Genomic DNA, 11,622 nt, shown 5'->3' with positions numbered 1-11,622 from the left:
GAAGCGGCGGGTGAGGAATCCTCACCCGCCGCTCGTGTCTCCGCCGGTCAGCGGTGCGCCGTGACCGCCGCCGTCAGCGCGTCGGCCACCGCACTCGCGTGGATGTCGAACAGCACGTCGACGTTGGGCTCGCCCTTCCAGCGGTCGATCATCTGCACGACCGTCTGCCCGCGGGTGTGCTCGCCGTGCAGCTCGATGTCGACGCGCAGCCGCCGAACCGTGAACCAGTCCGGGTTCAGGGCGTATGCGACGCACGGCACGTCGTTCAGGTGCATGCCCTCGGTCTTCCACTCGGGCATCTCGTCGGGGTCGTCATGGCGGTCCGGGTATCCGATCATCTCGCACAGCGCGCGTCCCATCGGCGATCCCGACTCCCACAGCGTCGCGATGTGAGCGGGGCTGAGGGCGAAGCTGCGCGACACGTCGAGTCCGACCTGCGTCAGCGGGGCGCCGGATTTGACGACGATCTCCGCGGCCTCGGGGTCGTTGTAGATGTTCGCACTCGCGACGGGCGTGACGTTGCCCCAGGTGAGCGCAGCTCCTCCCATGTAGATGATGCGGCGCACCGACTGCGCGAACCGGGGCTCCAGCTTGATGGCCAGCGCGACGTTCGTGAGCGGTGCGAGCGCCATGATCGTGATCTCCCCGGGCGACGACATGACCGTGTCGATCATCCGCAGCACGGCGTCGGACGGGACCACCGCCTCCGGATCGGGATCGGGGTACTCCCAGTAGCCCACGCCTCCCGGGCGGTGGATGTGCTCCGCGAAATGCGGCTCGCCGACGAGGGGCCGCGCGGCGCCGCTCCAGATCGGGAGGTCGGGGCGACCGGCGAGCGTCGCGATCTTGCGCGCGTTGATCGTCGCCGTCTCGACGGGGACGTTCCCGAAGACCGTGGTCAGCGCCTCGATCTGGAAGGCGTCCGAGGCGAGCGCCCAGAACAGCGCTCCCGCGTCGTCGATCCCGGGATCGGTGTCGATGATCAGTCGTTCCATGTGCATTCTCTCTTTCGGCTCCTACCGGCTCGTCTGCCGGTCGGATGCTTCTTCCGCAGGGTCGGGGATGTCGGGGATGGTGGTCGGCTCCGCCGCAGCGGCCCGGGTCGCGCGAGCGGCACGGGCGCCCCGGAACAGGTACACGCAGTTGATCGCGATGAGCGTCACGTTGAGCGCGACCATCGGCGCGGAGCCGAGCATCAGGTTGTAGGCCATCAGCAGCGACGACGCGCCGAGGTTCACCCACCGCAGGCGCGAGATCGTCGGCTGCATCAGCGAAGTGATCAGGAGGGCGCTCCCCGCCCAGCCGACGATCTCGCGCCAGAGGTCCATCAGGCGGTCACTTGCCCACGAAGAGGCCGTTGCGCCGCTTGGCGAGCACGTACAGCACGACGCTCACGGCGCACAGGGTCGCGATGTAGATCGGGAAGACCCACATCAGCCCCAGGCTCTGCAGCCACAGCAGGAGGTACGAGGCCGTGCCGCCGAAGATCGCCACGCCGAGGCCGTAGCCGAGACCGAGAGCCGTGCCGCGGATGTGCTGCGGCAGGAGGGAGTTCGACACCACGACGAAGATCGTCATGTTGAGCAGCAGCACGATCGCGCCGCCGAACATCACGCCGGCGAGCGTCCCGACGCCGGGCTGCGAGTAGAGCAGGGCCAGGAAGATCGTCGGGATGGCGAGCAGTCGGGCGATCACGAACCAGCGCGACATCGGGAACCGGTCGAGGATGCGGCTGAGCGCCAGCGCGCCCAGGGTGAGGAAGATCCCCATGCCGGTCGTGATCGCGAACACCGCTGTGGGGTCCTCGCCGAACGTGCCGTTCGCGAGGTTCGGGAGTCCGGCGATCCACGTGTAGTTGTACGCCTGGATCGCACCGACGATGAAGATCGCCGCGAGCACGCTCAGCCAGTACTTGCGCACCTCGCGCCACACCGAGTTCTCCGGAGTCGGCACGGCTCCGACCGTGCGGATGGCCTCGGTGTTCAGCGTCTCGGGCAGCGTGCGGCGCAGCCACAGGACGAGCAGTCCGAACACCCCGCCGATCAGGAACGGGATGCGCCAGCCGTACTCGGCGAGCACCGCGGGGCCGAGGAGCGAGCTGATGGCGAAGATCGACAGCGGCGCGAGCAGGTTGCCGAGGTTGTTGAAGAACGCGAAGAACCCGGCGACGTACCCGGGCCGGTTGGGCACCAGCTCGAGCGCGTACGCGGTTCCGAGCGGAGCCTCGACGCCCGCGGAGAGCCCCTGCAGGAGACGGGCCGCCACGACGATGATCGGCGCGGCGACGCCGATGGTCTGGTAATCGGGGAGCACGCCGATCACGAAGCTCCCCAGCGCCACGGCACCGATCGCGAAGATCATGATCTTGCGTCGTCCGAAGCGGTCGGCCACGAAGCCGAACACGACCCCGCCGAGCGGACGGGCGACGAAGCCCACCGCGAAGACCGCGAGCGCGTTGAGGGTCGAGGCGAGCGGGTTGTCAGACGGGAAGAACGCCGCACCGAGGTAGACCGAGAGCAATCCGAAGATGGCCCAGTCGTACCATTCGAGTGCGTGCCCCCAGCTCAGCGCGCGGAGGTTGCGGCGCTCGGTCTTGCTGGCCTTGCCCTTCAACTGCTGCGGTGCCGTCGTCGTCACTGCTTCTTCATCGATGCTCATTCGAGCTCCTTCGCTCTACCCCGTGAGAGTGGGGTGTTCGGGTTTCGGGTGTTCGGGCGGGTGTCCCGGGTGTTCGGGTGTGCCGGGTGTTCGGGTGGGGCGTTCAGTTCCAGGGCAGCGGGCGGCGGAGGGTGTCGCCGATGAGGTCGAGCACGCCGTCGAAGTCCATGTCGACGATGACGCGATGCAGTGGCCGGGTCTCGCCGCGCACCGGATGCACGCCGGCGAGATAGCGGTCGCCGGTCGCCGGGTCCTCGAACGTCTGCAGCGGACGCTGCACCGAGGCCGCCACGAGCTCGGGACGAAGCAGGGTCGCCACTGCGAGGCTGTCGTTGATGCCCATGATCCGCCGGTCGTCGGGTTGCTCGTAGGAGCGCGTGTAGAAGCCGGCGTAGTCGGCGCTGATCGCCGTGATCAGCTGCGCGGCGGGCGAACCGGTCTCGGCCGCGATGTCGAGGAAGAAGCGCTCGGGCACGAGCGCCTGGCGCGTGACATAAGGCCCGCACCACGTGACGTCGCCCTCGTGCCGCGCGACCTCCTGCGTGGCGTCGGGGTCGAAAGACACGTTGGGGTCGCGGGAGACGCGGAACCGGCGATCGGCCCACGGCTCGGTGTCGTGGTACAGCGCGGGGCCGAGCGTCCCCACGATCGTGACGCTGCGCAGGCGCTGCAGCAGGCGCGGCTCGCGGTGGAGCGCGAGTGCCAGGTTGGTCTGCGGGCCCAGTGCGATGTAGTCGATCTCGCCGTCGTGCGCCTCGACGAGGTCGAGGATGACCTGCACGCCGTCCGGCTCGGCGGGAACGGAGACGGCGGGACGCAGGCCGGTGTTGCCGAAGCCGTCTTCGCCGTGCACCCCGGGGTTGAGCTGCAGGTCCTGTTCGAGGGGCACCGCGGCGCCGCGGTAGACGGGCACGTCCGAGCGTCCGCACGTGTCGAGCACGTAGCGTGCGTTGTCGGCTGCGCGCTCGCTCTCGCAGTTCCCGAAGACGCTGATCGCGGCGAGGATCTCGACCTCGGGGTCCGCGGCCAGCAGCATCAGGGCCAGAGCGTCGTCGACGCCCGTGTCGGTGTCGACAATGACTTTTCTCATGTTCCTCTTCTTTCGGGTGAGGGGATGCCGGGTGAGGGGAGGTCGGTGGGGGATGCTGCTCAGGGGGCGCTGAGGCCGATGGCCGCGAACGCGCGACGGGCGGCAGGCTGCAGGAGGCTCTCGGCGAAGACCGACGCGGCCGGCGCCTCGGCCCGCACGCCGATCGCGAAGCGACCGTAGGACTGCAGGGCCTCCGGCATCGGGGCCACGATGTGAGGGCCCGGCACGGAGCGCAGCTCGCTGATCTGCTGGATCGCGACGGTCGCACGGCCGTCCACGACGGCCTCCGCCGTGAGCCCCGCGGGGAATCGCACGGCTCTCTCGTCGATCTCGTCGAGCAGGCCGCGCTCGCGCAGCAGCGACATGAAATGCAGCCCGCTCGCGCCGCTGAGCGTGTAGGCGACGGCCGGCGCCGCGCGCAGATAGTCGAGGAAGGCGGCCTCCCCGTCGTCGACGGGTGCCGCGCTCTCGGGGAGCCGCGCGAAGCCGACCGCCGACACCGCGATGTCGGCCACCTGCCGCGGGTCGAGCACGCCGTCCTCCGCGAGCTCCCGGACCGAGGCCGAGACCCCCAGGACCAGGTCGGGTCGCGCGCCGGCCGCGATGCGGTCGAGCAGCACGGTCGTCGGCTCGAACGTCGTCTCGACGCGCTCTCCCGTCGCCTCCTCGAATGCGGGGATCACGGTCTCCTCGAGCGCCTGCTTGACCACCAGTCCGCTGTACAGCGAGATCACGCCGTCACCTCCTGCGCCGCCGCGGCGCGGTGCTCGGGGTTCACCACGAACTGCGGCTCTCCCCCGCCGAGCACGGCGATCACGGTGGCGGCGGCGATGCGTCCGGACTCCCCACGCGCTTCGCGGGTCGCCCCGGCGACGTGGGTGGTCGCGAGGATGCCCGGAGTGTGCAGCAGCGGGCTGGACGCCGGCAGCGGCTCCTGCGCGAACACGTCGAGCGCCGCGCCGCCGATGACACCGCGCCGCACAGCATCCACGAGGGCGTCCTCGTCGATGATCCCGCCGCGGGCGGTGTTGATGAGGATCGCGTCGTCCTTCATGAGCGCGAGACGGTCGGCATCCATCAGGTTGCGTGTGGTGTCGTCGAGGAACAGGTGCAGGGTCACGAAGTCCGACTCCGCGAGCACCTCGTCGAGGGTCGCCCGGCGGATGCCGTTCGCCTCGGCGAACTCCTCGTCGAAGTAGGGGTCGTAGGCCGCGACGTGCATTCCGAAGCCGCGGGCGATCGTCGCGACCGCCTTGCCGATCGAGCCGAGACCGAGGATGCCGAGGGTCGCCCCGCGCAGCTCCCGTCCCGTGAGCTGGTTCCAGCGCCCATCGGCGAGGCTGCGGATGTTCTCGGGGATGCGTCGCGCCGAGGCGAGCATGAGGGCGAAGACGTGCTCGGCGACGGCCTGGCGGTTGGCTCCCGCGGTGATGCACACGGGGAGACCGAGCCGGGTGGCCGCGTCGACGTCGACGCTGTCGTAGCCGACGCCCGTGCGTACGACGACCTGCAGCTGTGCGGCGGCGGCCAGGTCGTCCGCTCCCAGGGGGCGCGTGCCGGCGATGATCGCGCGTACTCCGGCGAGGGCGGTCTCGCGTTCCTCTGCGGGGAGGGCGTCGAGCTCCGGCTCGTGCCTGGTCGTGAGTCCCGCGTCGCGCAGGAGCAGGTCGACCTCGTCTCCGGGGGCGAGGAAGGCCGTCGTGATGAGGACGTCGGCGTTCCGGACGTTCTCGGTGTTCACCAGATGCCTCCCTCGTAGTCCGCGGCCGTGAATGCGCCGCCGTGGTGCCGGGGCGTCGGGGCGCCCGAGTCGACACCGCCCGCGTGGTCGGCGGCGTCGTCCTGCGGCACGTAGCCGATCGCGGCCCAGCCCGCAGCGCCGTTCCACCAGGAGCCGGTGTTGGCGGAGCATCCGTAGACGACCTGGCAGCCCACCGGGCCGTTCTCGATCGCGCAACGGACCAGCTCGATGCCGTCGCGCCAGCTGAGCCACAGGGCGAGCTGGCGCACGTCCTCGGGTTCCGGGCGGAAGGTGCCGATGCGCAGGAGCACCGATTCGATGCCCCACTTGTCGTGGTACAGGCTGGCGAGCGCCTCTCCGAAGGCCTTGGAGACGCCGTAGAAGGTGTCGGGCCGCAGCGGGGCCCTCTCGTCGAGCACCGTGCTCGCGTCGTGGAAGCCGACGACGTGGTTCGAGCTGGCGTACACGACGCGACGCACTCCGGCTCGGCGCGCGGCCTCGTACACGTGCTGGGTGCCGTCGATGTTGGCCGTGCGGATGCTCTCGTACGAGGACTCGTCGGCGATGCCGCCCAGGTGCACGATGACGTCGACGCCCTGTGCGGCCGCCGTCAGCGCCTCGAGGTCGGCGAGGTCGCCGATCGCGACCTCCTCCCCCGCGTGCAGCGCCTCCTCGGGTGCATGGCGCGCGAACAGGACGACCCGGTCGTAACGTCCGGCGAGGCCCTCGCGGCTCACCCGGCCCATCCGGCCGGTGCCTCCCGTGTACAGAACTGTGGTCATCATCGTCCTTCGATCGCGTTCCAAATCAAATAGTATTTTACATACTATTTTATTCACGTCCAGTCTCTCGCCGACATCCACTGCAGAGACTTCTCCCGGCTACCTGGCCGCAGTGATGCGCGCGACGGCCTCGGCGACCTCGGCCGGATCGCGGGGCTCCTCGTCGAGCGCGCGGTGGATCGACACACCTTCGATCATGGCATCCAGCAGTCGCGCGGTCTCAGGGTCGAAGTGGCGCTCGAGCGCCGTGCGGCTGCGTCGCATCCACGCGGTCGTGAGAGCGCGGTACGCGGGCTTGCGCGCGGCGAGCGTGTAGAGCTCATGAGAGAGGACCGGCTCGCGACCGTCGCCGAACACGTCCTCGTGGATGATCGCGACGACCGCGGCGCGTGCCGACTCGAGGTCGGTCGCGGCCGCCATGCGCTGCTCGAAGCGCTCGCTCACGGTGTGGGAGAACCGGGTGAAGGCCTCGTGCAGCAGCTCGTCGATCCCGTCGAAGTGGTAGGTCATCGATCCGAGCGGCACCCCGGCGGCGTCCGCGATGCGGCGGTGCGACGCCCCCGCGACTCCGGAGTCGGCGATCACGTCGAGGCACGCGGCGATGATCCGATCTCTCCGCTCAGGGTCGTTCTTGCGGCCGCTGCGCGTGCCGGCGGCCGCGTCGCCCCCGGCCGCGTCGCCCGCGAGCATCCGCTCCCCGCTCGTGCGAGGGTCGCCTGCGAAGTGGTCGGTCATGACCCGATCATACCCATATGCGTACGTTCGTACCCAAAGGTTCCCGCGTCACTCCACCCGCGCGCCCCGCCCGGGCGACCCGAGCGGCACCGCGACACTCAGCGCGACGAGCGACACGGCGCCGAGCGCGGCGATCCCGGCGGGGATCCAGAAGAGATGCGGCATCCCGAGCCACGCCGCCCCCACACTGCCGAGGAACCCGCCGAGGGCGGCATTGAGCGCGTAGGAGCTGAGGAAGACGCTGGATGCCGTGCCGATGCGCTCCGGGAGCAGCCGCTGCGCCACCGTGATGCCGAGCACCCCGAACGTCGCGATGACCCCCGCCATGAACAGCTGACCGAGCACCAGCAGCACGATCGGCTGCGCGACCGCATCCGCCGACGCGTACGCCACGTGCGCACCGACCGCCATCACGGCGCCGCAGAGCAGCACGCGGGTGACCCCGAACCGGTCCGCGAGCTTCGCGGCGAACAGCATGAGCGGCAGCTCGATGAGCGGCTGCAGGCCGATGACCGCGCCGCGGAGCCCGGCATCCATACCCAGGGTCCGGTCCATGTAGAGCGGAAGGTAGGCGAGCTTCACGGTCTCGCCGCACATGATGAGGATGTAGATCGCGGTGAACAGCAGCAGCGGCGCCATCGACCGCCGCACCGCGACGACCGTCGCCCCCGAGGGAAGGGCGGGCTCGTCCGCGCCCAGCTCGGCCGGATCGTCGGCCGCCGAGCGGATCGGCGAGGAGCGCTCGGCGCGCACGGGCGGCGTCCGCACCCCGATCAGCGGCACGATCGACAGCAGGATGCTGAGTCCCGTGAGCAGGAGCAGCGGTCGCAGCCCGAAGGCGGCACCGAGCACGGCGCCGAGCACCGGCCCCACGACCCACCCGAACGCCATGGCCGTGCGCATCACGGCGATCACGCTGTTGTCGGCCGGCGTCGGCGAGGCGTTGAGCTCGTCGCGCACGGCCGCCTGCAGCTGCGCGGCACCGGCGCCGGCAGCGCTGAGCATCAGCATGTTGATCGCGAACGGCATCCACGCCTGCATCGCGACCGCCATCAGCGCCCACCCCACGAAGCCCGCGACCGCCGAGATGCGGAACACCAGCAGGCGCGATCCCATGCGGTCGGAGAGCGAGCCCACGATGTACCCGGTGATCGGCGCCACGAGATTGGTGAGGAAGTAGAGTCCCGCCTGCGAGTCGGTGAGGTGCAGCTCCTCGACGAGGAACAGGGTGATCTGCGGGGCGGTGATCGACATGCCGATCCCCGAGATCACGAGGCTCAGGAACGCGCCGCGCAGCAGGCGCGAACGGACGATGTACCGCGTGGCCGACGCCTCGGCCCGCGGGGACTGCTCGTGCGACACGGGGACCGGCTCTCGGGGATCGCGGGGAAGCGGACGGGAAGGAATATGCAAGGGGAAGTTACAAACCCTGCTCGCCTCCATCGTATCGATTCGAAGCACACGCACGAACCCTCGGCAACCCCCTGTCCTCGCTATGCGAACGGGCGGATGCTGTCGCCATGAGCCACCCCGACGACATCAAGCAGCCGCTGGACCACCTCCCCCCGCTCGAGGAGCGCGACAAGGCCGTCGAGATCGAGGAGCCGCACTACCCCGGCACCGACGCCCCCGCAGCAGAGGGCAACGCCTCCCCCGACACCGCCGCCGAACCGGGCACACCCGCCCGACACGGCGTCGACAAGCTGCCGCCGACGTCGCGCTGAGCGACGTCACCCGGACCGACGCCGCGGGCCGGCGCCGAGACCGCGCGATCGGGAGCCGCCGCGCCCCGCAGATCACCTCTGCACGAGTCGCGGTGTCCGCGGCGGGGACGTCCGCCGCTCCCCCGTCGCCTCGAAAGCTGCAGCGAGGCGCAGCAGTTCCGTGTCGTCGTACGCCCTCCCCGCGAACGTGAGCCCCACCGGCATCCGGATGTCGGCGAGGAGACCGAGCGGCACGGTCACGGTGGGGATGCCGAGATGCCGGAGCACGAGGTTGCCGTTCGCGACCCACACGCCGTTGCGCCAGCCCTCGTCGGCCGCGGCAGGGTTGACGTCCATGTCGGCGCGACCGATGTCGGCCACGGCGGGGAAGACGACGGCGTCGAGCCCCCTCCGACCCATCCACTCCTCCAGGTCGCGCCTGCGCGTCTCCTCCAGCCCGGCGAGCCCCTCGGGCAGCTCGGGCATCTCGTCCAGGCATGCTCCGGGGTGATCGCGCACCCACTGCGGATAATCGGCGACATCATCGTCGAAGCCCGTGTAGCGGTCGGGGAGCACACCCTCCTCGACGACGAAGATGAGGTCCCCGTCGACGTCGGCGAGCGAGCAGAGCGCCGGGTCGGCGTTCGCCTGGAGGAAGTCGTCCCAGGACCACGCCGAGAGGTCGACGATCTCCCGACGGAGGTACTCGGGGCTCACGAGGCCCCGCGTCGCGATCGTCGGCGCCCCTTCGCGGTCGCCCTCGTAGTTCGAGACGACCGGGAAGTCGACCTCGACGACCTCGACGCCCGCGGCCTCCAGGTCACGTCGCGCGGCCTCCCACAGTGCGAGGATCGAGTCCCGCGTGTCGATCCGCTGCCCGGTCGGCCCGCCGACGCCCCTCGCCCCGCGCCCCGCCTCGGCATCCTGGTTGATGTACATCCGCGGGACGCCGACCCTCTTCCCGCGAAGCGTCGCCGCAGCATCCGCACCGTCGATCGGCGCCAGCGCCGGGTATGACGACGGCCGGATCCGCGAGGCAGCGGGGATCGTGACCCACGGCTGCACGCGCCAGAAGTCGCCGCGGGTGTCCGGGTCGTCGGCGACGATGACGTCGAGCACCTCGAGCAGGTCAGCCATGGTGCGGGTGTGCGGGACGACGACGTCCATCGTGGGCACCAGCGGCCAGTTGCCGCGCACCGAGATCACTCCCCGCGAGGGCGTGTAGGCGCACAGGGCGTTGTTCGAGGCGGGCGCACGGCCCGACGACCAGGTCTCCTCGGCGAGGCCGAACGCCGCGAACGAGGCCGCCGTCGCGGTGCCGGAGCCGTTCGACGACCCCGAGGCGAACGCGGCGGTCAGGTGGTCGCCGTCGTACGGGCTCTCCGCCCTGCCGTAGAGCCCGCGCTGCATGCCGCCGTTCGCCATGGGCGGCATGTTCGTGAGGCCGAGGAGCACCGCGCCCGCGGCGCGCAGTCGCTCGATCGTGAAGGCGTCCCGCTGCGCGAGGAGGTTCGCGAAGGCCGGGCTCCCCGCGGCGGCGGTCAGTCCTCGGACCAGGTAGCTGTCCTTCGCCGTGTACGGGATGCCGTCGAGCGGGCCTCGGACCGCTCCTCGCGCCCGGCGATCGTCGGACGCTCTCGCCTCGCGCAGCGCGTCGGGGTTCATGACGACGAGCGCGTTGAGCGCGGTCGCCGTGTCGGCGCCGTCATAGGCCGCGATGCGCGCCGAGTAGGCACGGGTGAGGGATTCGCTCGTCGCCGACCCGTCCTCGAGCGCTCTCCGCAGATCGGCGATGGAGGCCTCCACGACGTCGAAGGCCCCGCCGGCGCCCGCGGTCACAGCCGTCCTCGACCGGCGGCTGCGGGGATCTGCTGCGTGATGCAATGCGGTCCACCGCCGCCGAACGCGATGGTCGCGCCGGGTACGCCCACGACGGTGCGCTCGGGGTATGTCGCACGCAGGAAGTCGAGGACCTCGTCGTCGCGGCCGTCGCCCTCGACCGGCACGATGACGGCGCCGTCGGCGAGGTAGTGGTTCGCGTACGAGACCTCTGCGGCGGCATGCGGATCGAGCAGGGCGACGTCGAGGGCGCGCCCCTGGGCGTCCCGGGCCTCGCGCAGGCGGGCGAGGTTCGCCCGCGACCGCAGGTACTCCGTGGATGCCGGGTCGGAAGGCACCTCGAGCATCACCCGCCCCGGCGAGACGAACTGCGCGACACCGTCGACGTGACCGTCGGTGCCGGCCGGTCCGACGTCGAGACTGTGACCGTAGGGGAGCCAGATCACCGTCGACACACCCAGGTAGTCGCGCAGCCCGTGCTCGATCTCGACCTTCGACATGGTCGGATTGCGATTCGGGTTCAGCAGGCACTGCTCGGTCGTGAGCAGCGTGCCTTCGCCGTCGACGAAGAACGCCCCGCCCTCCAGCACGAACGGCGCACGGAAGAGCGGGATGCCGAGGTGAGCGGCGATGCGTTCGGGGACCAGGGCGTCCTGGTCGTGGGGATGCCAGCGCTCCCCCCAGGCGTTGAAGCGGAACCCGACGGCGGCGAGCTCGCCGCGCTCGTTCGTCACGAACGCCGGACCGCTGTCGCGAGCCCAGGAGTCGTCGACGGGAACTTCGAGCGGCTCGACGCCGGCACCGCACAGATCGATGACCTCGCCCGCCTCGCCGGGCACGCACATCATGATCACGGGCTCGAAGGCGGCGATCGCCCTGGCGACCGTCGCATAGTCCCGCTTGGCGTCGGCGAGGCGGTCCCGCCAGAGCTCGCGGCGCGTGGGCCAGACCATGAGGCAGCCGGCGTGGGGAGCCCATTCTGCGGGCATCGAGAAACCGGCGGATGCCGGGGTGGTGTTCGTGTCGATCACGACGGACCTCCATTGGTTGCGTGTACTCCGACTATCTTGGATG

At 70.6% G+C, this 11,622-nt stretch carries 12 protein-coding genes; 1 reads left to right on the top strand and 11 read right to left on the bottom strand.

Features of this window, described 5'->3' with window-relative positions:
- Window positions 1-47 precede the first annotated feature (47 nt).
- The 9 genes from AKH00_RS08865 to AKH00_RS08825 all read right to left on the bottom strand — a co-directional run bounded on the left by AKH00_RS08865 (window position 48) and on the right by AKH00_RS08825 (window position 8,368).
- Window positions 48-995 (bottom strand): nucleoside hydrolase, encoded by a 948-nt coding sequence (locus AKH00_RS08865; protein WP_050722363.1) that lies wholly within the window; start codon window positions 993-995, stop codon window positions 48-50.
- A 21-nt stretch (window positions 996-1,016) separates the two neighbouring features.
- Complete coding sequence (locus AKH00_RS08860; RefSeq protein WP_050722362.1) at window positions 1,017-1,328, bottom strand: YgjV family protein; 312 nt, start codon at window positions 1,326-1,328, stop codon at window positions 1,017-1,019.
- A gap of 7 nt (window positions 1,329-1,335) precedes the next feature.
- Window positions 1,336-2,658 carry an MFS transporter gene (locus AKH00_RS08855; RefSeq protein ID WP_050722361.1) on the bottom strand — a complete coding sequence of 441 codons (1,323 nt, stop codon included), beginning with the start codon at window positions 2,656-2,658 and terminating at the stop codon, window positions 1,336-1,338.
- A 103-nt stretch (window positions 2,659-2,761) separates the two neighbouring features.
- Complete coding sequence (locus AKH00_RS08850) at window positions 2,762-3,748, bottom strand: nucleoside hydrolase (RefSeq protein ID WP_050722360.1); 987 nt, start codon at window positions 3,746-3,748, stop codon at window positions 2,762-2,764.
- A 59-nt stretch (window positions 3,749-3,807) separates the two neighbouring features.
- Window positions 3,808-4,482, bottom strand: a complete 675-nt coding sequence (locus tag AKH00_RS08845) for a substrate-binding domain-containing protein (RefSeq protein WP_050722359.1) — start codon at window positions 4,480-4,482, stop codon at window positions 3,808-3,810.
- Complete coding sequence (locus AKH00_RS08840) at window positions 4,479-5,489, bottom strand: phosphoglycerate dehydrogenase (RefSeq protein ID WP_050722358.1); 1,011 nt, start codon at window positions 5,487-5,489, stop codon at window positions 4,479-4,481. The genes AKH00_RS08845 and AKH00_RS08840 overlap by 4 nt, the downstream gene beginning before the upstream one ends.
- Window positions 5,486-6,271, bottom strand: a complete 786-nt coding sequence (locus AKH00_RS08835; RefSeq protein WP_050722908.1) for an NAD-dependent epimerase/dehydratase family protein — start codon at window positions 6,269-6,271, stop codon at window positions 5,486-5,488. Before AKH00_RS08835 ends, AKH00_RS08840 begins: the two co-directional genes overlap by 4 nt.
- A gap of 99 nt (window positions 6,272-6,370) precedes the next feature.
- Entirely contained in the window at window positions 6,371-6,961 is a 591-nt protein-coding gene (locus tag AKH00_RS08830) for a TetR/AcrR family transcriptional regulator (RefSeq protein WP_050722907.1), read from the bottom strand.
- Between the two features lie 93 nt (window positions 6,962-7,054).
- Window positions 7,055-8,368 carry an MFS transporter gene (locus tag AKH00_RS08825; protein WP_050722357.1) on the bottom strand — a complete coding sequence of 438 codons (1,314 nt, stop codon included), beginning with the start codon at window positions 8,366-8,368 and terminating at the stop codon, window positions 7,055-7,057.
- A 158-nt stretch (window positions 8,369-8,526) separates the two neighbouring features.
- Here AKH00_RS08825 and AKH00_RS08820 point away from each other — a divergent pair, with 158 nt between their 5' ends.
- Window positions 8,527-8,730 (top strand): hypothetical protein, encoded by a 204-nt coding sequence (locus AKH00_RS08820; RefSeq protein ID WP_050722356.1) that lies wholly within the window; start codon window positions 8,527-8,529, stop codon window positions 8,728-8,730.
- Window positions 8,731-8,802: 72 nt separating this feature from the next.
- Here AKH00_RS08820 and AKH00_RS17835 read toward each other — a convergent pair whose 3' ends face one another.
- Both AKH00_RS17835 and AKH00_RS17830 read right to left on the bottom strand, forming a co-directional pair.
- The gene (locus AKH00_RS17835) at window positions 8,803-10,548 is read right to left on the bottom strand and encodes an amidase (protein ID WP_050722355.1); all 1,746 of its coding nucleotides are present in this window, start codon (window positions 10,546-10,548) and stop codon (window positions 8,803-8,805) included.
- Entirely contained in the window at window positions 10,545-11,579 is a 1,035-nt protein-coding gene (locus AKH00_RS17830) for an agmatine deiminase family protein (RefSeq protein WP_200903830.1), read from the bottom strand. The genes AKH00_RS17835 and AKH00_RS17830 overlap by 4 nt, the downstream gene beginning before the upstream one ends.
- Window positions 11,580-11,622: the final 43 nt, after the last annotated feature.

This window comes from Microbacterium sp. GCS4, from assembly GCF_001262495.1.
In the GTDB taxonomy this organism is placed as follows: domain Bacteria; phylum Actinomycetota; class Actinomycetes; order Actinomycetales; family Microbacteriaceae; genus Microbacterium.
This window is presented reverse-complemented; position numbering and strand designations above follow the sequence as displayed.

What these genes read in the sequence shown, in the direction of transcription:
- AKH00_RS08865 (WP_050722363.1), bottom strand. Translation starts at nt 995, where the DNA reads ATGGAACGACTGATCATCGACACCGATCCCGGGATCGACGACGCGGGA.
- AKH00_RS08860 (WP_050722362.1), bottom strand. Translation starts at nt 1,328, where the DNA reads ATGGACCTCTGGCGCGAGATCGTCGGCTGGGCGGGGAGCGCCCTCCTG.
- AKH00_RS08855 (WP_050722361.1), bottom strand. Translation starts at nt 2,658, where the DNA reads ATGAGCATCGATGAAGAAGCAGTGACGACGACGGCACCGCAGCAGTTG.
- AKH00_RS08850 (WP_050722360.1), bottom strand. Translation starts at nt 3,748, where the DNA reads ATGAGAAAAGTCATTGTCGACACCGACACGGGCGTCGACGACGCTCTG.
- AKH00_RS08835 (WP_050722908.1), bottom strand. Translation starts at nt 6,271, where the DNA reads ATGACCACAGTTCTGTACACGGGAGGCACCGGCCGGATGGGCCGGGTG.
- AKH00_RS08830 (WP_050722907.1), bottom strand. Translation starts at nt 6,961, where the DNA reads ATGCTCGCGGGCGACGCGGCCGGGGGCGACGCGGCCGCCGGCACGCGC.
- AKH00_RS08820 (WP_050722356.1), top strand. Translation starts at nt 8,527, where the DNA reads ATGAGCCACCCCGACGACATCAAGCAGCCGCTGGACCACCTCCCCCCG.